Origin of the sequence: Streptomyces sp. NPDC021749 (assembly GCF_040640655.1) — a bacterium.
Classification (GTDB): domain Bacteria; phylum Actinomycetota; class Actinomycetes; order Streptomycetales; family Streptomycetaceae; genus Streptomyces.
Map to the genome: position 1 here is coordinate 31597 of NZ_JBFACE010000039.1, position 25241 is coordinate 56837.

Annotated in this window: 25 protein-coding genes and 1 riboswitch; of the genes, 13 read left to right on the forward strand and 12 right to left on the reverse strand. The window is 68.6% G+C overall.

Translation table 11 applies throughout. The features are described from left to right. Window position 1 precedes the first annotated feature (1 nt). Complete coding sequence (locus tag AB0G35_RS29825) at window positions 2-781, reverse strand: aminotransferase class IV family protein (RefSeq protein WP_360955932.1); 780 nt, start codon at window positions 779-781, stop codon at window positions 2-4. A gap of 155 nt (window positions 782-936) precedes the next feature. On the opposite strand from AB0G35_RS29825, the gene AB0G35_RS29830 reads away from it, so the two are divergent. From AB0G35_RS29830 to AB0G35_RS29855, 6 genes are all read left to right on the forward strand, one after another. Beyond that, on the forward strand, window positions 937-1224 hold the full coding sequence (locus AB0G35_RS29830; protein ID WP_360955934.1) for a hypothetical protein: 288 nt from the start codon (window positions 937-939) through the stop codon (window positions 1222-1224). A gap of 54 nt (window positions 1225-1278) precedes the next feature. Next, entirely contained in the window at window positions 1279-1452 is a 174-nt protein-coding gene (locus tag AB0G35_RS29835) for a hypothetical protein (RefSeq protein ID WP_360955936.1), read from the forward strand. 145 nt (window positions 1453-1597) lie between these two features. After that, window positions 1598-2500 (forward strand): phosphotransferase, encoded by a 903-nt coding sequence (locus AB0G35_RS29840; RefSeq protein WP_360955938.1) that lies wholly within the window; start codon window positions 1598-1600, stop codon window positions 2498-2500. Window positions 2501-2534: 34 nt separating this feature from the next. Then, window positions 2535-3530, forward strand: coding sequence for a nucleotidyltransferase domain-containing protein (locus tag AB0G35_RS29845; protein WP_360955940.1), 996 nt, complete (start codon window positions 2535-2537; stop codon window positions 3528-3530). A gap of 116 nt (window positions 3531-3646) precedes the next feature. Beyond that, window positions 3647-4219 carry a histidine phosphatase family protein gene (locus AB0G35_RS29850; RefSeq protein ID WP_360955993.1) on the forward strand — a complete coding sequence of 191 codons (573 nt, stop codon included), beginning with the start codon at window positions 3647-3649 and terminating at the stop codon, window positions 4217-4219. Between the two features lie 9 nt (window positions 4220-4228). After that, window positions 4229-5365, forward strand: coding sequence for a hypothetical protein (locus tag AB0G35_RS29855; protein WP_360955942.1), 1137 nt, complete (start codon window positions 4229-4231; stop codon window positions 5363-5365). Between the two features lie 52 nt (window positions 5366-5417). Here AB0G35_RS29855 and AB0G35_RS29860 read toward each other — a convergent pair whose 3' ends face one another. The 5 genes from AB0G35_RS29860 to AB0G35_RS29880 form a co-directional block, all read right to left on the reverse strand. Beyond that, on the reverse strand, window positions 5418-5972 hold the full coding sequence (locus tag AB0G35_RS29860) for a hypothetical protein (protein WP_360955944.1): 555 nt from the start codon (window positions 5970-5972) through the stop codon (window positions 5418-5420). 436 nt (window positions 5973-6408) lie between these two features. Then, window positions 6409-7014: a hypothetical protein gene (locus AB0G35_RS29865; protein WP_051798922.1), complete on the reverse strand. Its 606-nt coding sequence runs from the start codon at window positions 7012-7014 to the stop codon at window positions 6409-6411. Continuing rightward, complete coding sequence (locus AB0G35_RS29870) at window positions 7011-8294, reverse strand: hypothetical protein (RefSeq protein ID WP_360955946.1); 1284 nt, start codon at window positions 8292-8294, stop codon at window positions 7011-7013. Before AB0G35_RS29870 ends, AB0G35_RS29865 begins: the two co-directional genes overlap by 4 nt. Before the next feature lie 3 nt (window positions 8295-8297). Further along, window positions 8298-9041 carry an ATP-binding cassette domain-containing protein gene (locus tag AB0G35_RS29875; protein WP_360955948.1) on the reverse strand — a complete coding sequence of 248 codons (744 nt, stop codon included), beginning with the start codon at window positions 9039-9041 and terminating at the stop codon, window positions 8298-8300. Between the two features lie 261 nt (window positions 9042-9302). Further along, entirely contained in the window at window positions 9303-9785 is a 483-nt protein-coding gene (locus tag AB0G35_RS29880) for a hypothetical protein (protein ID WP_360955950.1), read from the reverse strand. 340 nt (window positions 9786-10125) lie between these two features. Between AB0G35_RS29880 and AB0G35_RS29885 the strand changes: the two genes are divergently transcribed. After that, window positions 10126-11268: a PP2C family protein-serine/threonine phosphatase gene (locus tag AB0G35_RS29885; RefSeq protein WP_360955952.1), complete on the forward strand. Its 1143-nt coding sequence runs from the start codon at window positions 10126-10128 to the stop codon at window positions 11266-11268. A gap of 26 nt (window positions 11269-11294) precedes the next feature. Here AB0G35_RS29885 and AB0G35_RS29890 read toward each other — a convergent pair whose 3' ends face one another. After that, complete coding sequence (locus AB0G35_RS29890; protein WP_360955954.1) at window positions 11295-12515, reverse strand: DUF2332 domain-containing protein; 1221 nt, start codon at window positions 12513-12515, stop codon at window positions 11295-11297. Between the two features lie 294 nt (window positions 12516-12809). After that, window positions 12810-12964, forward strand: a riboswitch (cyclic di-AMP (ydaO/yuaA leader). Window positions 12965-12975: 11 nt separating this feature from the next. Here AB0G35_RS29890 and AB0G35_RS29895 point away from each other — a divergent pair. Both AB0G35_RS29895 and AB0G35_RS29900 read left to right on the forward strand, forming a co-directional pair. Next, window positions 12976-14205 (forward strand): M23 family metallopeptidase, encoded by a 1230-nt coding sequence (locus AB0G35_RS29895; protein WP_360955956.1) that lies wholly within the window; start codon window positions 12976-12978, stop codon window positions 14203-14205. 88 nt (window positions 14206-14293) lie between these two features. Continuing rightward, a complete protein-coding gene (locus AB0G35_RS29900) occupies window positions 14294-15253 on the forward strand; it encodes an aldo/keto reductase (protein WP_360955958.1) in 960 nt (319 codons plus the stop codon). Window positions 15254-15520: 267 nt separating this feature from the next. Here AB0G35_RS29900 and AB0G35_RS29905 read toward each other — a convergent pair whose 3' ends face one another. Then, window positions 15521-15823, reverse strand: coding sequence for a hypothetical protein (locus tag AB0G35_RS29905; RefSeq protein ID WP_360955960.1), 303 nt, complete (start codon window positions 15821-15823; stop codon window positions 15521-15523). Window positions 15824-15918: 95 nt separating this feature from the next. Further along, a complete protein-coding gene (locus tag AB0G35_RS29910; protein ID WP_360955962.1) occupies window positions 15919-16773 on the reverse strand; it encodes a hypothetical protein in 855 nt (284 codons plus the stop codon). Window positions 16774-16953: 180 nt separating this feature from the next. Here AB0G35_RS29910 and AB0G35_RS29915 point away from each other — a divergent pair, with 180 nt between their 5' ends. The 4 genes from AB0G35_RS29915 to dcm all read left to right on the forward strand — a co-directional run bounded on the left by AB0G35_RS29915 (window position 16954) and on the right by dcm (window position 22361). Next, window positions 16954-17640 carry a hypothetical protein gene (locus AB0G35_RS29915; RefSeq protein ID WP_360955964.1) on the forward strand — a complete coding sequence of 229 codons (687 nt, stop codon included), beginning with the start codon at window positions 16954-16956 and terminating at the stop codon, window positions 17638-17640. Between the two features lie 17 nt (window positions 17641-17657). Continuing rightward, window positions 17658-19067, forward strand: coding sequence for a hypothetical protein (locus AB0G35_RS29920; RefSeq protein ID WP_360955966.1), 1410 nt, complete (start codon window positions 17658-17660; stop codon window positions 19065-19067). Further along, entirely contained in the window at window positions 19067-20896 is a 1830-nt protein-coding gene (locus AB0G35_RS29925) for a DEAD/DEAH box helicase (protein ID WP_360955968.1), read from the forward strand. Before AB0G35_RS29920 ends, AB0G35_RS29925 begins: the two co-directional genes overlap by 1 nt. Window positions 20897-21077: 181 nt before the next feature. Beyond that, window positions 21078-22361, forward strand: a complete 1284-nt coding sequence (gene dcm, locus AB0G35_RS29930) for a DNA (cytosine-5-)-methyltransferase (RefSeq protein ID WP_360955970.1) — start codon at window positions 21078-21080, stop codon at window positions 22359-22361. Here dcm and AB0G35_RS29935 read toward each other — a convergent pair. The 3 genes from AB0G35_RS29935 to trmB all read right to left on the reverse strand — a co-directional run bounded on the left by AB0G35_RS29935 (window position 22299) and on the right by trmB (window position 25099). Next, window positions 22299-22760 (reverse strand): very short patch repair endonuclease, encoded by a 462-nt coding sequence (locus AB0G35_RS29935; RefSeq protein WP_360955972.1) that lies wholly within the window; start codon window positions 22758-22760, stop codon window positions 22299-22301. The genes dcm and AB0G35_RS29935 overlap by 63 nt on opposite strands. A gap of 103 nt (window positions 22761-22863) precedes the next feature. Beyond that, on the reverse strand, window positions 22864-24195 hold the full coding sequence (locus AB0G35_RS29940) for a PrsW family intramembrane metalloprotease (protein WP_360955974.1): 1332 nt from the start codon (window positions 24193-24195) through the stop codon (window positions 22864-22866). Window positions 24196-24223: 28 nt separating this feature from the next. Beyond that, window positions 24224-25099, reverse strand: coding sequence for a tRNA (guanosine(46)-N7)-methyltransferase TrmB (trmB, locus tag AB0G35_RS29945; RefSeq protein ID WP_360955976.1), 876 nt, complete (start codon window positions 25097-25099; stop codon window positions 24224-24226). Window positions 25100-25241 lie beyond the last annotated feature (142 nt).

The following is a 25241-nucleotide window of genomic DNA, read 5'->3' on the forward strand; positions in this document are numbered from 1 at the left end:
CCTACAACTGCTCGCCGCGTAGGGCCAGGAAGGATTCGCGCAGCTCGACGAGGGCGGGGTGCTCGGTGGGCAGCTGGGTTTCGTCGATTGCGCTGATCGCCCGCACGCCGATGGTGGTGTTCGTCGCGAAGGCGGCCTGCATCTGGGGGAGATGCTCGGAGGGAACGGGCGCAGCCGAGTAGGTGTGGAGTTCCTGGAGCAGGGTCATCGTGACGCCGGGCAGCACATCGGCCTTGGGCCACACCACATTGCCGTGCGCGTCGATGAAGCCGACGTTCCAGGTGCCGCCCTCGGAGACCAGCCCGTCCGGGCCCACGAACAGGGCGTCGTCGAAGCCGGCCAACTGGGCGGCGCGACGGTGGTGGAGGGCACCGAACAGCCCGGTGTGCTTCACCTGCGCCACATCTCGCTGGTAGCGGACGGTCTTCACGCGCAGCGGGGGCAGCGGCAGCGCGCCTGCCGGTCGGTGGGTCACGAGCACATGGGGGTCATTCGCGTCAGCGGGGCGTCCCATGTCCAGCCCCGGATCGAGGATGGTGACCCGCACGACGAAGGCACCGGGCTTGTCGCCCACCGCCTCACGCACGTACCGGCGCACAAGGCCAGGGTCCAGGTCCGCGCCGAAGACCGTACGGCAGTCGCGCACCAGTCGTTCCAGGTGCCGGGTCAGGCCGCGAACGTGCTGTTCGTCGACGCGCATCGAAGTGAAGTGACCGTAGTTGGTGAGCGCGAGCGTGCGCAGCGCGTCGGGGTCTGCCGGATGTCCGTTCAAGAGCGCCATGCGCATCAGTCTGTCAGCGGTCACCTGATGCCGAACACGGAATGCCGGGCCCGACGGCCGTAAGTTCAGCAAGAGTTCCTTCCTCACTCCGTGTCGTCAGCCGTTAACTGCACGCCAGGCAATGCAGTACGCAGTGGAGACGGAGGCCAGCAGCCGTGCACCCCGAACCGAACAATGCGCACCGCCACGAGCAGCAGGCGAGCGCCATCCCCCACGTCACGCACGCCACGCCCATGACCCGAGACCTCATCTACGACCACCGGGCCCAGCAAGCGGCTCTGCCGGTGCAACTGCACCACTCGGACAGCAGTGCCGAGTCCGAGTCCGTGCTGATCCTGACCCCTTCGGAGATGGAGCTGTATGCCATCCAGATCGAGCGAGCCATCAAGATCCGCGAGGACTATCGCGCCGGCCTCCGGAGCCTGCCGCGAGACGACCTCTGATCCGCGACAGCGGACATCCCACCAGCTGCCATGCCGAGTGAAGGCAGGAAGTTTATGAGCGCGCACATCCGTCCCCATGACCGTGACCCGCTGGGAGCCGCCCTCGGCTGGCTGTGGGCCTTGCTGGCCGCGACCGGCCTCGTCGGCGTCGGTGTCCTCATCGGCGATGCGATGGACGAGCACCAGTCCGGCGCCCTCTCTGCGCCTGATGCGGAGCCCGCCCCCTGAAACTCCCCTTCCTCGGTTCGCGGCCGAGAGGAGGACGAGGACCAATACCACCGATGGGCGTCGCCGCGAGTTCCGTTTCGGCTCTGCGCATCAAGGCGTTCATCCTGCAACAAGCCGAGGTCTGCTTCGACGGAAGGACGGAGAGATGAGCGACTGGGAGTTCGTCAAGGACAGGACGGCCACGCAGGGCGCGGTGTGGAGGTCGGCTGACGGCCTTTTTTACAAGCGAACTGGAGGCGAGGATCTATGTGCGGAGATCGAGTTTCAGCACCTCGCCGCTGGTCTCGGGTACCCCGTTCCGGAAATCATCGACAGTGGAAAAGAGAACGAAGGCCACTTCGTCATCGAACGGTCCCTCGGCACCGCTTCCCTGCATGACGAGGCTCTCAGTGACGCCCAGCGTGACGGTGCAGTGCGCGATCTGGTGATCAGCACGGCTGCCTCCGTCGGCTCCCAGCTTCTGCGGGCCCAGGCAACCCACCCGCTGACCGCGGCGCCATGGTTCGACAAAGCCGCCTTCGCCGCCAACGTATTCGAGGAGAACCCGGACCTCGATACCCCGCGGGTGCACGAGGCGGTCAAGCGGGCCCTCGACCGGACGGCGGCACTGCCCATGGTCCACGGCCACCTCGATTACGGGCTCCCGAACGTCCTCGCCAAGGGCGTCATCGACTGGCAGCACCACGGCCCCGTCCCGCTCGGCTACGACGTCTATCCCGCACTCGACATCGTGGCCTTCAAGGGAGGCGGCAAGGGCTACAGCGTCAGCCCTGCACAGCGCACCGCGTACACCAGCACCCTCGACGACACCACCGTCGACCTGATCGGCCGACCTGTGAGCGAGCACCTGGGCGACTTCCTGCTCGTCAAGTGCTTCTTCTTCCTCGCCCTCATGCGGCCCACCGACCCTGCACGGCACGACAAGCACATCAAGTGGCAGTACCGCCGAGCCCTCTTCACGATGGGACTTGATCAGTATGAGTCGTCCAGCACCATCGACACCGGCAGCTTCCCCACCCTGGCGCAGTTCTCAGACGAGTACCGGTAGGCCAGTCTCCGCAGTCCGAGACCGCGACTACCTGATGGACCACCACGGGGTCATCTTCAAGGTCATCGGCGACAGCCATCCGGGCAGCCACTACCTCGGCTATGTGAAGTACCACCCCGATGCCAAGGGCGACCGGCGTCTGTTCGGCCAGACCTACCGGCAGAACAGCGTGGTCTCGAAGTCCTTCGGCATCCTCGCCAACCGGCCGGAGTGCTACGTCTACTCCGACACCCTCGGCTGCGTCATCACCGGCATCCCACGCGACGACATCGTCGTCCACTACTCCTGCCGCCACGCCCTCGTGGCCATCCACGAGGACCCCGGCCTCGTCGCCGACAGTCCTGCAGGCAAGGACCTCCTCGCGATCACCGAGTGGGTCGCTGCCAACGGCGCCCAAGGGCTGATCGGAGTCACCGGGTCCTTCCTCGTCGGCTGCCACAACGAGCGCTCCGACATCGACCTCGTGTGCTACGGCCCCGAGGGCTACGAGGCCGCCCATGCACTGTTCCACCACGAGCAGCTGATCAAGCCGTACGACGGCGACGACCTGACCCGCCTCTACATCCGGCGGGCCAAGTACATGGAGGGCAGCTCCTTCGACGCACTCATCAAGCAGGAGCGCCGCAAGCTCCAGGGCCTGACGCCGAACGCCGGCGCGCACATCAACTGCGAGCCCATCCGCGCCGACCGCGACAAGACCTTTGCCTGTGTCTCCTCCAAGGAGATCGGCGAAATCTCCGTCCTGGCGGAGATCACCGACCACGCCCAGGGCCTGGCCACCCCGGCGGTCTACGAGATCAAGGTGAAGACCGTCCTCAGTTCGACGGTCGACGAGCCCGCTTCCTTCGCTCGCCGGATCACCCACATGCGCTCGTACCTCGGCGCCTACACCGGTGCCTTCCGGTCGGGCGACACCGTGCACCTGTCCGGCAAGCTCGTCCACACCCAGGACGGCGAACGCAGCGGCTTCGGAATCGAGCTCACGCCCTGGACCGTCAGCAACTCCTACGTCGCCAGCCTCGCCGGATAGGGCCGGACCCGTGACACTCCTGATCATCCGGCACGCCGAATCAGTGGAGAACGCCGACAAGTACCTCGGCTTCTACCAGGACCCTCGCCCCCTACAACGGAGCCGCCGCCCATCACATCTCCCGCAGCCTCGTCGGCCTCACCCCGCGCGGCTTCCGCCAGGCCCAGTGGCTCGCCGAGACGCTCCCAGACCTCATCCACCACCAACCCCGCGTCTATACCTCCACCTACCGCAGGGCAATCGACACCGCCGCCATCGCCCTGCCCAAGCTCCCGGCCGGCTGGCCCCAGCAGACGTCGCTCCTCGATGAACAGCACTACGGCGACGCCACCTACATGACCAAGCGCGAGCTGTACGATACCTACCCCGAACTCGCAGAGGACCGCCGACAGCGCAAGCACATCTGGACCGCACCCGGCGGAGGCGAATCCCTCGCCACAGGTGTCACCCAGCGGGCCGCCGATTTCACTGCACTCGCCCGCGCCGCACTGCGCACACCGTGCGCGGTCATCGCCTTCACCCACCACACCGCGGCGGTAGCGCTCCGAGCCCTGCTCGAAGACCTGCCCCTGCCGGAGATCCTCGCCGAGGAACGCAAAGGCAAGCTGCCCAACGCCGCGATCCTCCATTACGCCCTGCACGGCGACCGATTCACCAGAACGGCAATGACCACCCCACCGCCTCTCTAGGAGCGGCTCGTGCACCCTCTGTTCCTCAACGGCCCAGTCCAGAACGGCCCCTTCACCTTCCAGACCAAGCCCGGCAAAGCCGCCGGCGTCCGCCTGGCCGCAGCACTCAACGCCATCCTCGGCTCACCGCCCACGCCCCACCTGTGGAACACGGTCACCCTGGACGGCGACTTACGCCACCGCGCCACCGACGGCGAACCGGTCACCCGCACGGAGTTCGAGGCCCGCCTCATCGCCGCCAAGTACCCGCCCGATCCCCCACCAGGAGCCGGGACCATGACCGACACCGAACCCGAGGTCGCCGCCCTGGCCCTGGAAATGATCGAGCAAAACCTGCGCGCCGGCACCCTCATGATCAGCCCCGAGACCGTCCCCACTTGCCGGTCCTGCCGCCACATGACCGGCCGCGGCAACCATGCCTGCCGCGCCTGCGGCAGCACCGACATCCACGACCGCACCGCACAGCACCTTGTCGCCGAGCCCGCGAAGGACCGCCCCGTCCTGGACCGGACCGACATCCACTCCAGCCACCGAGCCCAGCCCAAACACCTGCAGAACACGGTCAGCAGTATCAGCAGCCGCCGCCTGATCATCTCCCGAACCCGCGACCACGGCATCGACCTCGCACCCCTCGGACTTCCCGGCCTCGTCCTGGACCCCCGCGTCGGCGTCCACGCCACCGTCCTCGCTGCGGCACGCCGGCACCAGGCGGACACGGCGGTCATGACGATCACGCAGAACGCCGCCAACCACATCGCCGCCCACGGCCAGCACTTCCGCGAACACCACGGCACCCGGCTGAAGTACGCCCTCCACGGACACCTCCCCTACGATCACACCGCCGACCTCCAGGCGGTGTACCGGGCCTACCGCGCCAATGCCGCCACCCAGCGAACGTTCGAGACCTGGTTCCTTCCGCTTTTCTCCCTCAAGGAGAAGAGCGGAACGCGCCCCGAACAACTGCCCCAGCTCTTCAAGCACTTCATGCGGGCCCGCAGGGATCGGCCCTCCGTCCCCGGTCCAGCCGAGAGCGCCGCCATACGACAGGCCGTCGCCCGAGGCGGCACCGACTGGATCACCAGCAGATATCTACTCGCTACCGCGTTGGCCACACCCAGCTGGCACATGCTGGTCGAAGACCGTTGACCAGCGCACAACGGGGCGCGCTGCTCCGTAGCCGACCCAGAGGGTGCCGTATCTACTTGGTGTCACTGCGGCGAAGACGCTCGACTTCGGCACGGAGCGCTGAGTTCTCTGCCTCCAGATCAGCCTTCGTCCGGCGACTTGTGCGACCGCGACGTGACGCAGTGCTCTGGGAGTTTGGCTTCGGAGCCTTCGGAGCCTTCGGAGCCTTCGGAGCCTTCGGAGCCTTCGGAGCCTTCGGCGGCTCGGCCACCGCCCCGATCACCTCGAAGGCCACAATCACCGCAGGGTCCTTGCCGCACTCGGAGCATCGGGTATCTTGCGTGTCCCTATCGGGGCGGGCATCGCGGCAGTGCCGCTCGATCTCCTGAATGTGCCCACAGTAAAAACGCACGCGCCACCTCAAGTACTCCCACGGCGGTGGCGCAGTGTGGCTATCAAGCATCGCCTGTAGCCGCTGGTACTGCTCCTCGGTCCAGGGAGGTGCTTTCGCGACCTGCCGCTCCACCCAGGCGGCTATCTCGTCGGCCTCGCTCTGACGACGGTGATCAGCCCGCGAAAGCTGATACTCGTCCAGAGGCAACCCATGGCTCTCGTACTTGACCGTCACCCCAGAAAGCTACGAATCGCTGGGTCTCCAGGATGGCGCCTTGCTTGGCTATCACTCGTACGTGAAGGCCGTGGTGCCCGAGTCGGCGGCCTGCGCACGCCGGCGGTGCAGCTTCTCAATGGCGGTCACCACGGGCTTTCCCCTACGGGCGCGTGCGAGCTGCGTCGGGGGCGAGGGGGCGGAGCCGACGGAGTGCCCCGAGCGGGGCCCTGTGTCGGCTGGGAGAAAATTCGCCTCTGGCTACAAGACCCTTACCCCGACATGGATCCGATCCGAGCCTGAATTTCGTAGCCTCCGCAACTGCCCTGCAGGGAAAACGAAGGCCCCGTCCAGGTCTTGGTCGAGGCCCTCGTCGTTGTGTGCTCTCAGCTGGCCAGCGAAGTCTCACGGCACCGGAGTGGGTTCTCCGGCCGGAGGTCGAGGTTCGAAGCCGCGGTCAGGTGGTGCGGGCAAGCGGGTTGAGCAGGGGGCGGCTCTTCCAGAGCACGACTGCGCAGCCGATTGCGAAGAGCACGCTGGCCTCGGCGGCGCCCAGGCCAGACGTGGGTTCCTGGATGGGCCAGGCCCAGGGTTGCGGTGAGCCTCCTGGTCTGCGGCCGGCGGCGGCGCAGGCGAGGGGGACCGCTGCGACGCAGATCGAGGCGACGCCGGCACCCAGAACAGCGCGGACGATGAGCGCGGCTCCGAGGAGGCCGATGCAGTTGCGGGCAAGGGAGAGAGCTTCCGGCCGGTCCCACAGGAGCTGGACGCCGGCTGCCAGCAGCAGGGTCAGAAGGGCGAAAGCGCAGCAGAGCGCAAGGTTGCGTCGGCCTGTGTGGCGCAGTGCGACCTCTTCGGTGATGGTGTCGCCGCGGTCGATGCCGTGCAGGAGCAGGACGACCGGGAGCACTCCGAGGATTTGTGTGACCAGGAGCTGGCCTGAGGGGCCTACGACCGCAGGTACGGGGATGGCTTCCTCGCGTACGACGATGGCCATGACGTATACCGCGAGTGTGGCCGCTGCGACGGCCGGGGCGCCCTTGGCCTTGAGCCACCAGATCATTGCGATGTCTCCCGGGCGTGGGCTGAGGGGATTGGAGCGGGGCGGGTCGTGCAGTCGCGCAGAGCCTTGCTGTTGCGCCGGAACCAGGCCAGTTGCTCGTTGTGGGAGGACTGCTGGACGCGCGCCGCCACTTCGGCTTCCTTCTCTCCGTAACGGCCGGCGGCCTCTTGAGATGCGGCTCCGGCGGTCAGGGCGAGCCATGCCGCGGTGGGGCCGTAGGCGTCAGCGCCGGGAAAGTCGCTGCCGGACTGGGCACAGGCCGGGGGGTCTGTCGGCAACAGGGCGGTGCCCACGCCTGCGCGCACCTCTGAGGCGCTGGGGGCAGGCCAGGTACCGATGAACAAGGCGCCGCCTCCTGAATGTTCCGCCATGGTGAGCGTCTTGGGGACGGCAAGTCCGGCCCGCTGGAGACGATGCCGGGCGTCGGAGGCGTTCTCGCGGATCACGGCGGCTTGCCGGGACAGCTCTGGCCACAGGCACACGCGCGGGTTGTCCCCGGCGCATTGCAACTGCTCCTCGGCACGGGGTGTGACGGGGTCGGCGGGCAGCCCGTAGGCGAGCCAACCGCTGCCCGCCATGCCGACCACCAGCGCTGTGCTGATCAGGACGGCGCGCGTCCGCTGGTGCAGTGCGGTCAGGGCCAGTGCGCATGCGCCGATCACTCCGAGCGCCAGTACGAGGGCGCTGGCAGCGGCGCGCCAATCGGGGGCCTGGTCGAGGGAGCAGCACGAGGACATGCCGCCGGCGACCATGTGGCGCAGCCACAGCGGTTCCATGGCGGCCGGGTAGGCGGTCAGGACGAAGCTGAGGACGAGCGCCAAAGGTGTGGCGATCACCAGAGGAAGGCGTTTGCCGAGCAGGAAGCCGGCCATGGAGTGGGCGGCGAGGATGACCAGCCAGACGAGCACCATGCCGATCGGCGGCGTGCCGACATCGGGCCGGCCCGTGGAGACGGTCAGGGCGGCGGCGACTGCCATGCCGACCGCTCCCAGTACGAAGACGGGCGTCAGGAGTGGCAGGGCGATGCCGATGGCCGAGCGGGTCGGTGCCCAGCCGGCCACGTTGCCGCGGGTGAAGCGTGTCCCCTCCCAGGCGCCGGCGGTGGCGCATGCGGGGGCGACGAAGGGCAGTGCGAAGGTGGCGGCCCCCAGGGCGCTGGGCCAGTAGCCGTGGGTCACCTGGGCGGTGAGGTCGTCCGACAGGAGCAGGGCGACGAAGGCGGCCAGCAGAGGAGCCAGCCAGGTGGCGGAGGAGGAGCGGAGAACCGTACGCCACAGCACGGCTCACACCTCCTGAGCGATCAGCTGGGTGTAGGCGCCCTCTGCCCGACGTCCCTCGGGAGTCCCCTGCGGCGCGACGGCCAGGAAACCGTGCGTGTCGCCCTCGAAGCGGACCTGGCCCTTGTCGAGGATGACGACATGGTCGTAGAGGGCGTCGAGGTCCTCGGTCTGGTGGGTCGACACCACCACCTGGATGTCGGACAGCAGGTTGGTGACGAGGTCGCGGAAGATCTGCCGTTGCGAGGGGTCGAGGCCCGCCGTCGGTTCATCAAGCAGCACGATTTCGCTGCTGTGGACGAGCGTTCCGGCTATACCCATGCGTCGCAGCTGGCCACCGGAGAGTTGATGGCTCTTCCGGTCGGCAAGGCTGCCCAGCTTGACGCGCTCCAGGGCATCGCGTGACTGATCCCAGGCATCGGAGCGGGCCATCCCTTTCAACCAGCCGATGTAGGCGACGTTCTCACGTAACGTGAGTCCGGGCATGGGTTTGACGTTCTGAGGGAGCCAGCCCACCGCCTTCCGGTAAGCCGCCTGCGATTTCGGCTGAGAAGGATCGGTTCCCCGCCAGGTGACGGTGCCCTCACTCGGTGAGATCCATGAGGCGGCGATGCCCAGGAGGGTTGATTTCCCCGCCCCGTTCGGCCCGAGGAGGACCGTGGATCTGTGTCCGATGGAGAGATCGAGCCTGTTGAGGACGGGAACCTTCCGGCTGTATCGGAAGGAGCACCGAGTGAATTTCAGAGACATGCCGTCCTTGCTTCTCGCGAGCCGAGAGAAAGCCGGCCGGGAGCGCATTACGCTCCCGGCCGAGGCTTCATGACTGAACAGTCACCAGTCACCACGCTATCTTGACGGGCTTCGCTTTCCGATGAAACGTCCCCTGTCCCGAAGTTCCGTTGAGCTTGTCGAGCCCGAAGTGGCCCTCGCCCTCCGCGAGGCGCCCGTTCGCCCTGCACCTGTTCCACGGCGGGGAGCACGCCGCCCTGCGCCGGCCGCGGGCCGGACGGGTCATCGTTCCGGCTGTGCCCGGTCGCGGCCCGTACCGCCGTCGTTCTCCGGTGTGCGGAGGGTGAACCAGCCGGCCCTCGACCTGCCGAACAGCCAGACCAGGCCCAGGTACAGGCCCGGGCCCACCTGGCGGATCTCGTCGCGAATCCCGCGGGCGACCAGGGACGTGCGCGAGTAGTCGATGACGAGGCACGCCCGCTCGTCCAGCAGGCTCGGGCCCGGGGCCACCGTGGCCAGCACCGCCAGCGTCTCGAACGGCCCCACCCGGTTGCTCAGATAGCCGCTCTCGGGGCTGAACACCTTCCCCTGCCACACCGCCAGCCGCACCAGTGCCGCGAGCGGTCGTACCAGGCGGGTCCCGGCAGCCAGGATCGCGGTGCCCTCCATCGGACCACGGGGCACCTCCCCGGCCGGACTGGAACGGAACACCTCCTCCAGCCGGCCGTTCGTCGCCGTCAGCAGGGCACTCTCGGTCAAGGACACAGCAACCTCCGGCAGTCGTCACCGGCCCACCACGCCCCACCCCGGCCCGCCGCACCTCGACGGGTCCACACCGGGAGCCCCGCGGCGCGGCCCGGGCCTGCACGAGCGCTCAGCTTCACCATGAACGCTCCCGGCCCGCACCACCACCCCGATACGGCCGAACAGCGGCCCGCCCCGGTCCGGGCCTGGCGGAACGTTGTGCGGTGCCCCGTCCGGCCCCCGTGGATTCGCCGTGCGCCCCCCGAGCGGACAGCCTTGGGGCGTCGAGGTGACGTCGACATGCGTCCGGCATGCCGGTGCTCGTGCGGCGACGGGCGGGAGCGGGAAGAGGCCGGTGCGGATGCGGCAGGGCGACGGGCCCTCCACGGGCGACGAGCAGCGGCGGGCGCGCCGGGCCCGGACGTCGCCGCTGGGCCGGAGCCCGGCCTGCTGGCTCCCCGCCGTCCTGATCGTCGGTGGCCTCGCGTTCGGCATGGCCACGCCGCCCGGCTACACCGCCGCGCCCTTCTTCTCCGCCGCCCCGCTGGTGGCGGCGCCGCTCTTCTCGCTGCCCGCCACCGCCCTGGCCGCCCTGACCGCCCTGGCCGGCGAGTCGCTGGTGGTGACGTACCGCAGCGCCGCCCAGGACACCCCCGAGTCGGTGACCGAGATCGCGACGGTCTTCGTGGTCGTCCTGCTGGCGCTCGCCGTCCACCGCGCCGTCCGGATGAGCGACGCCCACCCGGCGTCCCTACGGGACGTCTCGGAGGCCGCGCAGCGGGCGCTGCTGCCGGTGCCGCCCGAGCGGCTCGGCGGGCTCGCGGTCGCCGCCCGTTACGTGGGCGCGCGGGCGGACGCCCGGATCGGCGGCGATCTGTACGCGGTGCAGGACACCCCGCACGGCGTACGGCTGATCGTGGCCGATGTCCGCGGCCACGGCCTGGAGGCGGTGGAGGCCGCCGTGGTCGTCGTCGGCGCCTTCCGGGAGGCGGCGGAACAGGAGGCCAGCCTGGAGGCGGTGGCCGGCCGGCTGGAACGGGCGCTGCAACGGGAGGGCGGGCGGCGCGCGGGGCTCGACCAGTGCGAGGGCTTCACCACCGCGGTCCTGGCCGAGATCCCCGCCGGCGGGCGGTCCGTGCTGCGGATCCTCAACCGGGGCCATCCGGCGCCCCTGCTGCTCGGCCCGGACGGCGGACTGTGCGAGCTGACGCCCGCCGTGCCGGCGCTGCCGCTGGGGATGAGCGAGGTGGCGAGCTGGCCGGACCGTTCCGACGAGTCGTTCTTCCCGGCCGGGTCGCTGCTCCTGTTCTTCACCGACGGCGTGACCGAGGCCCGCGACCTGCGCGGCCGCTTCTACGACCCGGCCGACAAGCTCCGCGGCCGGCGCTTCCCGGGCCCCGCGAGCCTCCTGGACGCCCTCATCGAGGACGTCTCCCGGCACGCGGGCGGGGCCCCGGCGGACGACATGGCCCTGTTGGCGCTGCAGCGGCCCATGGGGGAGTGAGGCCGGCCGGCCCGGGGCGGCGTGCCCTACAGCGGGCGGAAGCTCTGCCCGTGCGGGCCGGTGAGCGCGACCGGGTGGCCGTCCAGGGCGAGGGTCAGCTGCAACGGGTCGTCCGGGCGCGGGGTGTGGTGCGCGGGCAGCGGAAGCCACGGCAGCACGGAGTGGTGCTCCTGGGAGATCCAGTGCCCGCCGCCGTCCCGCCCGTCGAGGACCGACCGTACGAGCCGGGCGAACTCCTCGCGCCGGGCCGGCGGCAGGTAGCTCAGCACGGAGGTGTGGAACACGACCAGCGTGGCCCCGGCCGGCGCCTCGGCCGCCAGCGCGGGCAGTTCGTCGATCAGGTCCCCGCGGACGATCCGCGGCCGCGGCGCCGCCCGCACCGCCTCGACGGCCGCGGACAGCCGGGCCGCCCGCGCCTCGTCGCCGGGCCATACGAGCGACTGCAGCCAGCGCAGGTCGTCCGGCTCGGCGACCGGGTCGAGCGGTTCGAGATCGATCCCGGCCCGCCAGACGACCTCGGGGAGCCGGGTGGGGAGCTGCGGCCCGCGCGCCCCCTGCCCTGCCGGCGGCGGCGCCGGCACCTGGCAGGGGAAGACCACCGGGCTGTCGGCCGCGCCCACTTCGACGGCCGGGCGGTGCGCTCCCGGTTCGCGCCCGCCCGGGTGGCCGGGGGCCGGCTCGCCCGCGTACCCGTACTCGTACTCGTACGCGTAGCGATACCGGTCCGGGTGCAGACACAGCCCGGCCGAGGTGCCGACCTCCAGCAGGGCCAGGGGCTGGGGCAGCCGGGCGAGCAGCGGCAACAGCGTGGCGCAGCGGGCCGGCTCGTTGGTCTGGGTGCCGCGGCGCAGGACCACGTCCCGCACCTGGTCCCAGTGCCGGATCGTCCATTCGCGCCAGCGCCCGTACGCCGCCGCGCCGCGCGGGCCCTGCTCCGCGTGCGGGCCGTCGAGATGGCGGACGGCGGCGAGCAGGAGCTGGGGCTGCTGTTTGTCGCCGGCCGGCAGCGAACCCGCCAGCAGCTCGCACAACTCCTGGTCCTGGCCGATCCGTGCGGACAGCTCCTCATGGGCGTCGGACCGCCCGCGCGCCTCGCGCCAGGAGAACGCCTGGTACCGCCGCGCCACGTCGTGGGCGCTGCCGGTCGTGACACCGCCGTGGCCGGGGCGGCCGGGGCGGCCGTGACGGCCGGGACCGCTGGTGCGGGCGGGTTCGAGGTGTCCGGGGCGCTCGGCGTTGACGACCATGATCCGACGTTACTGTCTTCACGTTCCGTAATGGCCAGGCACCCCTCCGCATAACAACTGACGCACAATCATCGAAAGATCGTTTAGATCCGGCGCGGGGCGGTGGGGTCAACTCGCCCCATTTATGGCCATGGTGACCGGAAAAGACCACGCCAAAGCTGGTGCGCGCGGCATATGGATTCCGGGGAAGGCTTGGAAAACGGCCGCGATCTCTATTACTGTCCGATAACGCAGCGCGGTCGTCCCAGCCGCCGCAAGAGGCGGCACCGCGCGCCGACGCCGAATCCCGCACGCGCTTTTCACGCACCTCCAGCACCTCGAACTGCACCAAGGGAACCGGGGAACCACCACCTTGGGGTGAATCGGACGCCTCCGCCAGAGCGTGCCCGTAGGAGACCTTCCTGCTCCGAACCCGTCAGCTAACCCGGTAGGCGAGAAGGAAGGAAAGGAGTGCGCCCCCGTGGCGTCCAACAGGCCCGTTCCCGAGGTTCCGTCCGCCTACGAGTCCGACGACCGGGGCCCCGGCGCCCCGTACGGCCCGGGCTCCTTCGCCGGTCCCGGCGACACCGGCTTCGCCGCCCGCACCGCCACAGGGACGGATGCGGGCTTCGCCGCACCGGCCCCTGACGGTCCGTGGGAGGAATGGAACCCCACCGAGGAGTCCGTCCGCCCGGTCCGCGGCAAGCACCGGGTGGCCAAGCAGCGCGCCGGCGGACTCGCCCGCGGCGGCACGGTCCTCGGCGTCGGCGTCATCGCGGCGGTCGGCGCGGGCGGAATGGCCACGGCCGAGGGCAAGCCGCCGGTGCCCATCTCGATGCCCGACCTCGGCGGAGTGGCCGACGCCGTCTCCGACCACCTTCCGGACGCCGCCTCCCTGCCCGGCGTCGGCGACCTGATATCCGACGGCGGCTCGGACACCGCCTCCGCCTCGGCCTCCGCTCCCGTCGACCCGCTCGCCCAGCCCGCCGGGACGGGCTCGCCGGCGACCACCGGCCAGGACACGGACACCGGTGCACGTACGGTCACGGACACCGGCTCGGGCGGGAACGCCGGTGAGGCGCTGCGCAGCCGTATCCTCCAGCAGGCCGATGCCCAGCAGGGCGCCAGCGAACAGGAGGCCCGCGAGGCCGCCGAGCAGGCCGCGATCAAGCAGGCCACGACGGACGCGGCCGCGGACCTGAAGGCCGCCGAGAAGGCCGAGGCCGCCAAGAAGGAGGCAGCGGCCGAGGCCCGGCGCAAGGCCGAGGAGGCGGCCCGCCGGAAGGCGGAGGCCGAACGCCTCGCCAAACTGGCACAGAGCTTCATCACCCCGGTCTCCTCGTACACCCTCACCGCGGGCTTCGGCCAGGCCGGGGACCGCTGGGTCGCGGACCACACCGGCCAGGACTTCGCCGCCCCGACCGGCACGCCCGTCAAGGCGGTGCACTCCGGCACCATCACCCAGGCCGGCTGGGCCGGTTCGTACGGCTACCGCATCGTCCTGACCCTCGACGACGGCACCGAGCTCTGGTTCTGCCACCTCTCCTCGATGGTCAAGACCTCGGGCAAGGTCAACACCGGCGACGTCATCGGCCGGGTCGGCGCCACGGGCAACGTCACCGGTCCCCACCTCCACCTGGAGGTACGCCCCGGTGCCGGCGACCCGATAGACCCGATGCCCTGGCTGCGCGACCACGGCGTCGACGTCTGACGAAGAGGGGCGGGGCGGGGCGGGCCCGCGCGCGGCGGCGACCGCCGCACGAGGGAATAACCACCCGCCCCGCGACGCTGCCGCCGCCATGAGCGCGACAAGCAACAACTCCCCTACCCCCAGGGCCCTGGGCTCGCTGTCCGTCTCCCCCCTCTCCCTCGGGGGCAACGTCTTCGGCTGGACCGCCGACGAGGCCGAGTCGTTCGCCGTCCTCGACGCGTACGTGGCGGGCGGCGGCAACTTCATCGACACCGCCGACGTGTACTCGGCCTGGGTGCCCGGCAACAAGGGCGGCGAGTCCGAGACCGTCCTCGGCAACTGGCTCGCCTCCCGCGGCAATCGCGACGACATCGTGATCGCCACCAAGGTCGGTGCGCACCCCGACTACAAGGGCCTCTCCGCCGCCACCATCAAGTCCGCGGTCGAGAAGTCCCTCACCCGTCTCCGCACGGATTACATCGACCTCTACTACACCCACTACGACGACGAGTCGGTCGAGGTCGGCGAGTTCCTGACCGCCCTGGACGACCTCGTCCGGGCCGGCAAGGTCCGCGAGATCGGTGCCTCCAACATCTCCGCGCGGCGCCTGGAGGAGTCCCTCGCCTTCTCCGACCGCGAGGGCGTGGCCCGTTACGTGGCCCTGCAGCCGCACTACAACCTGGTCTCCCGCGACACGTACGAGGGGGAACTCGCCGAGGTGGCCGCCCGCCACGGCGTCTCCGCGGTCCCGTACTACGCGCTGGCCTCCGGCTTCCTGACCGGCAAGTACCGGCCGGGTGCCGAGGTCGACAGCGCCCGGTCCGCGAAGGCCGCGCAGTACCTGTCCACCGACCGCGGTCCGCGCGTCCTGGCGGCCCTCGACGCGATCGCCGCCGCCCACGGTGCCGAGCTCGCCACCGTCGCGCTGGCCTGGCTCGTCGCCCAGCCCACGGTCGCCGCCCCGATCGCCAGCGCCCGCACGACCGCCCAGCTCGCCCCCCTCCTGGCCGTCACCGGCCTGACCCTCACGGACCCCGAACTCACCCTCCTGACCGAGGCATCGGCCTGACCCAGGCCAGGGCTGAACTGCCCACCACACGGAAGAAGCGGGACCCCGGGGCCCCGCTTCTTCCGTACACCTGCCGCGGTCCGCGATATGTACGGGGTGATGCGTGCTGCGGACCGCGTGATGCCTTACTGCGTGACGTGTGACGCGTGATGCTTACTGCGTGCTGCGTGCTGCGTGCTGCGTGCTGCGTGCTGCGTGACGCGTGCTGCGTGCTGCGTGACGCGTGCTGAGTGATGCGTGACGCGTGCTGCGTGCTGCGCGTTGGGGCTACCCCCGCCGGTCCACCACCGCCCAGGACGCCAGCGCCACCCCACCGGCCACCGCGAACACCGAAGGCCAGGCCCCGATCTTCTTGGCCAACGGATGCGACCCCACAAACGCCGCCACATAGGCCCCACTCAACGCCGCCGCCGTCTTGCCCCCGGCCTTCCGCTGCCACTCCCGCGCCGCCACCGCCCCCGCCGCAGCCAGCGCCACACCCCCCAACGGCCGCTTCTTCGTCCACCGAGCCACCCCATAACCCCCCACGAGCCCACTCGCCGCCACCACACTGCTCGGAACGCCGGCCATTTCTGTTTTCTCCTTACCTGGGCTGAAACGGTGCTGAGCCTACGCTTGTCCTGTCTTCGAGGAGGGTTAGCAGCAGGCCGGCCCAGAGTGCAGTGTCATCTGGTTGCGGAGCGGAGGAGCTCTTCCGCATCGGCTGCGAGGCCGCGCTGCAGCAGGCTCGCAGCAAGCTCCATCACGCCGCGGGCTGGCAACTCTCGTGCACACACTTGCAGCAACGTCTCGGCAGTTTCCCTGACCTGACGTCCACGCAGGCTGACCACAATGACGGCCAAGCCGGAGGGCGGTAAAGCCGCGATGGCGTTCTGGACGGCAGCGGTCTGCCCATGAAGGTCCTGCTTGCTAGCCAAGGAGGCGATGTGGTCCGTGGCTGCCCTCGCTGCCTGAATGTCGCTCAATTCTTTCTGCCGGTCCTCCATGCGGCGGGGGACCGGCAGGGGATGCAGGGGCCAGGGCTGTGCCGACGAACGCCTGCGAGAGCCGGCTGTAAGTCCCGCTGGCCCGGCCGCATCCAGGCGCGCGGCGAGGATCCTTTCAAGCTGCCAGCTCCGGCTCCTGACGGTCAGAAGCTCAGCCTCGCTACTGCTGAGTTGCCTGATGAGTCTGTTGCACCGAGAGCAGTCGGTTGGTTCATTTGCTTCCCTTTGCAGCAGAAGCAGTTCCTCAAGCCCGGGGACGTGCTGCATGGCTCCGCTGTTGAGCTGTGCCTGGTCGTGCAGCCAGGAAATGAACCAGCTGGGAGCTACGAGTTTGCCGCTGAAGTAGCGAGAGACAGTAGCCCTGCTCAGGGCTTCGCGTCCGCAATCCTTGGCGGCCTGCTCGGCGATGAGTGCGAACGTTCCCAGGCCTGGTGTCAGTCGTAAGCGCAGTGACCGGAGGGCCTCTGCCAGCCGCTGCTGCCCTGCTGGCAGAGACGGATCAATCGCTGCCAGACGACGCACTTGCTGTGCCATATCCCCCGCCTTCGCTGTCATAGCACCGCTTCCCCAGCCTAGGTCGCTTCGTTGCATTTCGCGGCGCAACAGCGGCAACTGCTCGCAATGCCGGTCCCGAAGCGGTGACATGAATGGACTCGCTGGCTGCTGCGGCCAGGCAGCGGGAAGTTGGCGGATTTACGAGAAGGCTGGGGTGTCATGGACGTACCGTCTTGGCAGGACACGTCGTACGGCAGCAAGATCCGTGTGGCCCGATGGCTCGTAGAAGTGGTGGGTGAAGGCAACTGCTTCACGAAGGCGGCGCTGCAGGAAGCGTTTCCCGGGGTCGCACAGATTGACCGGCGCATGCGTGACCTGCGCGACGCCGGTTGGGAGATCCTCAACAGCCGGAGCGACCCAAGCCTCAACAGCAACGAACAGCGCTTCGTGAAGCAGGGCGAGCCTGTCTGGGAGCCGGGCAAGGGCAAGGCGAAGCCGAACAGCACCTTGACCGCCACTCAACGGGCCGATGTCATGAAGGCAGACGGTTACTCGTGCCGGAGCTGCGGGGTGGGACCTGGCGAGAGCTATGGCGACGGCCGGACGAGTGCTCAGCTCGACATCGCCCGCCGTCAGGTGAAGTTGCCCGACGGCGGCACGGAAATCCAGTTGGTCACGGAGTGCAACCGCTGCCGAGTAGGTAACCGCGGCGGCGAAGCCGATCTGGCGGCCTGGCTCAAGCGTGTGGAAGTCCTTGGTCCTATCGAACGCAAGGTCCTGGCGCAGTGGATCGAGGCGGACCGCCGCACCTACAGCGCCCTTGAGAAACTGTGGGGAGAATACCGCACGCTTCCGGCGGAGGCGCGTGAGGCCGCCAAGTACAAGCTTCTTGGCGAGGACCAGTAAAGGGAGGGGACAGCACCATGCAGGAGTTTCCGCCGCCGCCGAGGGCGGCTGAGTTCAGTGAGCTGATCACGAAGCGCGTCAACGAGGTGAAAAACTCCGGCGGTACGCGCGAGACCGTTACCGTGGACTGGAATGGGCAGCCCTTGCCCGTCGAGGTCATCGACCTCCCGCTCTCGGGCCTCTACTACAACCCGGCGACGCACCGGATTCGCGCGCAGCGGACTCATGATGCCGAAAAGGACGAAGTGCTGAAGGCTGCGCCTTGGAGCGAGGAGGGCCAGGAGTTCCTGGAGTCCTTGCTGAAGGCTGAGCCGGCCGACCCGATCCGGAGGGACCCCGCGTTCGACAAGCTCAAGAAGAGCCTGGACGACTACGGGCAGAACGACCCCGGGCTGATCACCCATCACGGCGTCCTGGTCAACGGCAACACCCGGGCCGCGGCACTCAAGGAACTCGGTGCCGCTTCCATGAGGGTAGGAGTCCTGCCCGAGTCGTTTACCTGGGCTGACATCAACGCAGTAGAACTCTCCCTGCAGCTCAGGAAGGACCACCGCCGGGACTACTCGTACATCAACCGGCTCCTCGCCATGGAAGAGCAGGCGAGCCTTGGACGTACGCCGGATGTGATCGCCAAGGCCTTTCGCATCCAGGTAAAGACGTACGAACAGGAACGGTGGATCCTCCGGGTCGTACGGGACCAGATTGAGCGCAGCGAGAACGGGGGTGCGGCTCTGCGCCTGATCGATTTCGAGGACCACCAGGAGAAGCTGAAGGAGTTGCACCGGGACTACATCAAGCTGGCTGCCGCCGACCCTGACGGGGCGGAGATCCTCAAGGAGACCCGCATGGCGGCAATCACTCTCGGGTTTTCCAAGACGGATGTCCGGCATATTGAAGAGGGCTTCCAGGAAAAGTACCTGTCCACCGTCCTCCCGCCGGACCTCATCACCGAGGCCGTGCAGGAAGAGAACATCGCAGTGCCTGGCCTGGGCCTCTCGGTCCCCGGGGTGTCATCCGGTGTCTCGGCGGCACGTGAGCTGAACCGGCACGTCCTTCAGGCAAAGGCGCGTGTAGCTGCTCCTGGTGCCAGCGAGTCGCAGAAGAGCGGAGCGCAGTCTCTTCAAGACGATCTGCGGAAGGCGTTCGACAAGGCCATCGACCGGGCTGGCCGTGATGCCCGGCTGCGCAAGCGGAAGCAGATGGCGCCGGAGCGTCTGATGGATGCCTGTGCAGCTATTGAGCTCTGCGTGGGTGAGCTGGTGAAGGCGCGTGCCTCCCACAGCCTTGATGAGGAGGCATTTGACGACGCCGTCCTCAAGCTGCGGGAGAGCATTCGGCAGCTGGCGCATCAGGCCGGCAGGGGTTCGCAGGAACTCGGCGAAGGCGTTGGGTGGCTGCTGGCTGCCGCGTCTGCGGGGCGGGAGTGATGCCGGACGCGGGCAGCGAGGCCACGCTGCGGCTCGGCTTTGACACTTCACACACCAAGGTCGTTCTGAGAACCACGGAGGAATACCGCTCACAACTCGTCCAGCTGGCTGCCCGCTTCCGTACGGGCGGCCAGCTAGGCCCCCTGGCTGTGGTCGTCGACATCGGTGATCTTCTCTCCAGCCTCAATGCCATCGGAAGCTGGCCTGACCCCCGCGGGGTCGAATGGGCGCCTGAGCTCAGGCACTTGGTCGCCTCAAGCGTGCAGGATGCGGAAACGGTCCGGAAGGAGCTGGAGGCACCCGGGTCCCAGGAACAGCTGGCCGCGAGTGACGTTGCGGAAAGGCTCGGCGACAACTGGTCCGCCCAGCTCACGGAGTTCCAGAAGCGGGACATCGCAAAACTGCTCTCCCTGCGGCACGGCGCCAACTTCAGTGTTCCCGGTGCTGGTAAGACTCGCGTCGGTCTCGCTGTCTATGCAGCGATGAAGGAGGCTGGTGAGGTCAGCCGCCTGATGGTGGTAAGCCCCAAATCGGCCTATGAGTCATGGCTGTATGAGAGCGGCGCGTGCTTCCGGAACCGGCCGCGGCCCATGCTGCTGGAATCAGCCCGTGATGAATGGGCCGAGATCCTGATCGTCAATTATGAACGGCTTGACCGTTCGCTTCCCTTTCTGGCCTCCTGGCTCCAGGAGGCTCCGTCAATGATTGTTCTTGACGAGGCGCACCGAATGAAACTGGGTGCCCGGGGGACTTACGGTGCTGCTTGCATGACCCTGGGACCGCTCGCGAGACGTCGGCTGATCCTCACTGGCACGCCGGCGCCGAATGGTGCAAAGGATCTGGAGAACCTTCTGGGGTTTGTCTGGCCAGGCTACGGTCAGCGGTCGGTGGCCCAGGCAGTTGCGGGTGGTGACCTTGCCCATGCAAGTGCGGTTCTCCGTCCCCTCTTTACCCGGACGACCAAGCGGGAACTCCAGCTGCCACCGCTGGAACCGGTACTGGTCCCAGTAGGTATGACTCCCCTGCACTCAGAGATATATCAAGCCCTCGTGGGTGACATGTCGGCACGGGCTGAGTCTTCAGCTGACGACTTCGCCGCCCTTGGGAAGTCCGCTTTGCGGCTTTTGATGGCTGCGACGAATCCTGCTCTGCTGCTGGAAGGAAGCAGTAAGTATGAGCCGGTCGAGTACCGTCTCCCTCCTCTGGAAATTCCGCAGGGCGACTCCCTGTATGAGCTGCTCAAGGATCTGGCCAGTTACGAGCTTTCACCCAAGTACAAGGAAGCCGCAAGGATCGTCGCGGAGAATGCTGCGCAGGGACGGAAGACGCTCGTATGGACGACGTTCGTGCGGAGTCTGACCTCACTGGCCAAGCTGCTGGAGAACTTCGGGCCCGCGGTGGTACATGGCGGGACTCCTGACCGCGAGGAACAGCTGCGCAGGTTCCGTGAAGATCCTGACTGCATGGTGCTCGTGTCCAACCCCGCCACTCTGGGGGAGGGAATCAGCCTCCATCAGGTGTGTCATGACGCGGTTTACGTCGACCGGGATTTCATGGCGGGCCGCTACCTGCAAAGTCTTGACCGTATTCACCGGCTGGGACTGGACCCGGACGTCGAGACACGTGTGACGGTCCTGGCTGCCCAGGAAACGATTGACGAGGTGGTGGCCGTCCGGCTGCAGCAGAAGCTGGAGTTCATGGCCAGGGTCCTGGACGATCCTTCTGTCCAGCAGCTAGCTGACCTGCAGGAGGCGCCACCGCTGGCGGGCGGTCTGGACCCACAGGACATCCGTGCGATGCTGAGGCACATCGGCAGGGGGCAGGGGTAGGCAGGCATCAAAGAGGCTCGTGGGCTGCCGGGGCTGCCCTGCCCCCGGCAGCCTGCGCGGGCCCTGGGAAACTTCTGGTGCTGAACAGCAGACAGCGGGCAGCGGCGCTTTGTGAGCGGCAGCCGGGAACTCTGCGACACTTGAGAATCTGCTTTGAGCCACACCAGGAGGAGCCACGCCCATGGGCGCGAGCAGCCGTGACGAGAGCGTTCCGCTGACCTCGATCGAGATCTGTGCAGGAGCAGGGGGGCAGGCGCTCGGCTTGCATGAAGCTGGTTTCCGGCACCTTGCCCTTGTTGAGATCGATAAGAACGCGCATGCAACACTGACGAAGAACATCGCGAAGCATGCCGACTGGGGCAGCTGTGAAGCGCTGAAAGAGGATCTCCACAAGTTCAAGGCCAGCCGGCCGATGGCTGCGCTCGGCGGCAGGGCTCTCAGGGCGGGGGAGCTTGACCTGCTGGCTGGAGGCGTGCCTTGCCCGCCATTCTCTGTAGCAGGGAAGCAGCTCGGTGCTGAAGACGAAAGAGACTTGTTCCCTCGGATGGTTGAGCTGATCGATGAATTGCAGCCCCGGGCTGTAATGATCGAGAACGTCCGAGGGATCATGGATTCCAAGTTTGACGCATACTGCAATTCGATCACCGAGGCCATCGAAGGAATGAATTACTGGTTCTGCGGATGGCATTTGCTTGAGGCGCGCAATTATGGTGTCCCTCAGTTGCGCCCCCGTTCGATTTTCGTTGCCATCAAGGAGGAGGAGCGCGTTAAGGCTGGTCTGGGTGTCGAGGACTTTCCCTGGCCGGTGGGAATCACGACGCACCGGGACAACGTTTTTGAAGCCCTCGAAAAAAGCATGGCGCATCGCCGCGATCAGCTGATTGAGAAGTTTCCGGACGATGCTGATGCTATTGAAAAAGCATACGAAGCATGGTGTGGCATGGCTGACAAGCCCGACGTGGTAGCACCTACCCTGGTTGGCGGCTCCAAGAAGCATGGCGGTGCTGACCTGGGCCCCAGCCGAGCCAAGGCGGCCTGGCGCGATCTTGGTGTCAACGCCCTTGGCGTCGCGGACGATATCGAGTGCGTCAAGGTCCAGAGGGAAAAACACCTCATGCGGGAGTTCCTCCGGGAGGGGCCCATGCTGACCGTTGAGCAAGCCGCGCTGATCCAGTCCTTCCCGGGCGGCTGGAAATTCGAGGGTGGTAAGACTGCACAGTACCGTCAGGTCGGCAATGCTTTTCCGCCGCCGGTTGCCGAAGCTGTGGGACGCGCCATTGCTTCCGTCCTCCAGCCCGAGCGCCGGGAAGAACTCCTCAGTGGCCTCAGGATTGAGCAGCTAGGGGCGAAGAGAGGAAGGCGCGGATACCGGCAGGGGGAGATCGGCGAGCTGATCGGTGTTTCAATCGCTGCCTCCGCTCAGGCGTCTCTGGATGACCGCAGCAGCGATCTTGTAGGCGCATAGTTCCGCGGGCTCGTGCTCCCAGAAACGGAGCACGAGCCATCCTGCCTCGCCAAGCCGCTGGTCAGTGTCGCGGTCACGGGTGACATTTCTGGTCACCTTCTCCGACCAGTACCCGGAGTTGGTCCGGGGTGCAACGTAGTGCTCAGGACAGCCGTGCCAGTAACAGCCGTCGATGAAAACCGCCACCTTTGCAGGCCGGAACACCATGTCGGCAGTCCGCCGGAGACCCGGCAACGGCCGGGCCGCTACGCGGTAGCGCAGCCCCTGCGCATGGACTAGACGGCGGATCCGCTGCTCAGGCTTAGTGTCGCGGCTGCGGATCGCCTGCATATTGCGGCGGCGGGCGGCGGACGAGGCCCACGATCCTTCAGGGGCCGTCCAGTCCTCTTCGGAAGGCACCCACTGAGCGTATCCCTGCCTGCCAGCAAGACTGACAGGGGTGGCGATGACCGCCATACCTAGTCCGCAATGCCGGCCAGCGCACTGATGCTGCCATGTGCGACTAAGTGGAGTGCGACCTTCCGTGCCCCGAGGGCTGTGCTGAAGGGGCACCCTGCTGGTGTGCAGTCCGCAACGCACACGTCAACGCCGGCCGCCCCCACCTCTGGTAATGCCTGACCCGTTGCAGCAAGTACTGCTCGCGGGTGGTGAAGTCCGGATCCGGGCCCGTGAGGTGGGCGCGGCGGCGGTGGAAGGAGAGGGCGGTGGCGGCGGTGGCGTAGGCGGTGACGGCGCGGGCGGCGGCGGGGCCGTGGGCGCGGCGGGCGAGGTCGCGGGCCAGGGCGCGGGTCTTGAGGGAGGAGAGCGCGTCCGGTTCGGCGGGGGTGAGCCAGCCGGCCGTGATGTAGGGGGCGAGGTAGCCGCGGAGGGAGAGGAGTTCCTGTTTGCGGGCCCAGACGGCCAGGGAGGCCAGGGCGAGGAAGACCGGGACCATGAAGAGCCCGTAGACGAGGAGGAAGCCGATGTCGCCGAGGGAGGAGGCCGCGTTCCAGATGGCGTGCAGGAGGACGGCGGTGAGCAGGCCGAGGGCGGCGAGGGCGATACGGGCGGCGCGGCGGCGGGGGTAGCGGGTGGCGGCGATGCCGAAGGCGAGGCCGGTGAGGATGGTGAAGAGGGGGTGGGCGAAGGGGGAGATGACGATGCGGACGAAGAAGGTGCCCACGGTGAGCGTGTCCAGGCCGGTGTGGCCCATGGACCGGTCCTCGCCGAAGGCGTTGCCCAGATAGACGATGTTCTCGGTGAAGGCGAAACCGGTGGCAGTGATGCCGGCGATGACGATGCCGTCCGTGATGCCGTCGAAGTCGCGCCGGCGGAAGCGGTAGAGGAGCAGTACGGCGGCGGCCTTCACGGTCTCCTCGACGACCGGGGCGATCGCTGTCGCGCCCCAGGTCTCGGCCTCGGAGGGTGAGGTGGAGGCGATGTTGGCGGCGAGCCAGTCGGTGGCGAAGCCGTTGGTGACCAGCGCCACCAGGGCCGCGGCGCACGCCCCCCAGGCGAAGGCGAACGCAAGGTTCCGCCGGGGCTCCGGTTCTATGCGGTCGAGCCAGCGGAACGCGGCGAGCAGCAGCGGCACCGGGAAGACCGCGAGGCCCAGCCCGACGAGCAGGCCCTCGGTGCCGGTCTCCCGGCGGACCATCCCGACGATGATCACGCCGGAGAGCGTGAGCAGGGATATCAGGGCGGTGGCGCGGAGGGTCGTGCCGCGGCGCGTACGGCGGGCCGGGTCGCGGGCCGGGTCACCGGTCGTGCCGCGGGTCGTACTGCGGGTCGTGCCGCGCCGGAGGGCTCTCCGGCGCGGCTGCTGCTGCGGCGGTGGCTGAACGGGCGGGTGCACCTGTCGACCGTAACGAGCGGCGGCCGCCTCACGCGCCGCGGCGGCGGAACAGCAGGTCGTGGACGACGTGCCCCTTGTCCAGGCCCTGGCCCTCGAACTTGGTGAGCGGCCGGAAGTCGGGACGCGGCGCGTAGCCGGCGTGGAGGTTCTCCAGCGTCGGCTCCGCCGAGAGCACCTCCAGCATCTGCTCGGCGTACGGCTCCCAGTCGGTCGCGCAGTGCACCAGCGCGCCGGGCGCGAGCCGGGTCGTCGCCAGGGAGACGAACTCCGGCTGGATCAGCCGCCGCTTGTGGTGGCGCTTCTTGGGCCACGGGTCGGGGAAGTAGACGCGCAGCCCGGCGAGCGAGCCCGGCGCCAGCATCTCGCGCAGCAGGATGATCGCGTCGCCGTTGGCCACCCGGATGTTGGACAGGCCGTTCCGCTCCGCGAGACCGAGCAGATTGCCCTGGCCGGGGGTGTGCACATCGCAGGCGAGGATGCCGGTGGTCGGGTCGGCGGCGGCCATCTGCGCCGTGGCCTCGCCCATCCCGAAGCCGATCTCCAGGACGACCGGCAGCCCGTCGAAGAACGCGTCGAGGTCCAGCCGCGACAGCCCGTCGATGTCCAGGCCCCACGTCGGCCACAGCCGGCGCAGCGCATCGGCCTGCGACGGTGAGACGCGGCTGCGGCGGGGCTGGAACGACCGGATCCGCCGCTCGTGGTGCGACCCCGCGGGATCGGCCGCGGGGCCGGTGCCGTCGGGGAACATCGGCTCGCCACGACGCGGCGCCGGCGCGACACGCCGCCGGTCGGCCGCGGCCACGGCTTCCGGAGCGCCCGGAGCGCCCGGAGCCATGGCTTCCGGGGCGTCCGCTGCCACGTCGTCGGTCACGGGGGCGGGGGAGGGGGTGCGGTTCTCGGACACAGTGGTTCGATTCTACGGGGGCGGAGTGCGGGCTCCGGATTGCCGGAGCCAGGGGGCGCCTCCCCGGCCTGGCCGCGGAGAGACGGTTTCCCGGCCTGGCCGCGGAGAGACGGTTTCCCGGCCTGGCCGCGGAGAGACGGTT

Excerpts from the sequence above, each read along its gene's own strand:
- AB0G35_RS29845 (WP_360955940.1), top strand. The coding sequence starts at position 2,535 with ATGGACCACCACGGGGTCATCTTCAAGGTCATCGGCGACAGCCATCCG.
- AB0G35_RS29885 (WP_360955952.1), top strand. The coding sequence starts at position 10,126 with ATGCGGCAGGGCGACGGGCCCTCCACGGGCGACGAGCAGCGGCGGGCG.
- AB0G35_RS29905 (WP_360955960.1), bottom strand. The coding sequence starts at position 15,823 with ATGGCCGGCGTTCCGAGCAGTGTGGTGGCGGCGAGTGGGCTCGTGGGG.
- AB0G35_RS29865 (WP_051798922.1), bottom strand. The coding sequence starts at position 7,014 with ATGATCTGGTGGCTCAAGGCCAAGGGCGCCCCGGCCGTCGCAGCGGCC.
- AB0G35_RS29920 (WP_360955966.1), top strand. The coding sequence starts at position 17,658 with ATGCAGGAGTTTCCGCCGCCGCCGAGGGCGGCTGAGTTCAGTGAGCTG.
- AB0G35_RS29840 (WP_360955938.1), top strand. The coding sequence starts at position 1,598 with ATGAGCGACTGGGAGTTCGTCAAGGACAGGACGGCCACGCAGGGCGCG.
- AB0G35_RS29900 (WP_360955958.1), top strand. The coding sequence starts at position 14,294 with ATGAGCGCGACAAGCAACAACTCCCCTACCCCCAGGGCCCTGGGCTCG.
- AB0G35_RS29835 (WP_360955936.1), top strand. The coding sequence starts at position 1,279 with ATGAGCGCGCACATCCGTCCCCATGACCGTGACCCGCTGGGAGCCGCC.
- AB0G35_RS29915 (WP_360955964.1), top strand. The coding sequence starts at position 16,954 with ATGGACGTACCGTCTTGGCAGGACACGTCGTACGGCAGCAAGATCCGT.
- AB0G35_RS29925 (WP_360955968.1), top strand. The coding sequence starts at position 19,067 with ATGCCGGACGCGGGCAGCGAGGCCACGCTGCGGCTCGGCTTTGACACT.
- AB0G35_RS29910 (WP_360955962.1), bottom strand. The coding sequence starts at position 16,773 with ATGGCACAGCAAGTGCGTCGTCTGGCAGCGATTGATCCGTCTCTGCCA.
- AB0G35_RS29890 (WP_360955954.1), bottom strand. The coding sequence starts at position 12,515 with ATGGTCGTCAACGCCGAGCGCCCCGGACACCTCGAACCCGCCCGCACC.
- AB0G35_RS29825 (WP_360955932.1), bottom strand. The coding sequence starts at position 781 with ATGGCGCTCTTGAACGGACATCCGGCAGACCCCGACGCGCTGCGCACG.
- dcm (WP_360955970.1), top strand. The coding sequence starts at position 21,078 with ATGGGCGCGAGCAGCCGTGACGAGAGCGTTCCGCTGACCTCGATCGAG.
- AB0G35_RS29875 (WP_360955948.1), bottom strand. The coding sequence starts at position 9,041 with ATGTCTCTGAAATTCACTCGGTGCTCCTTCCGATACAGCCGGAAGGTT.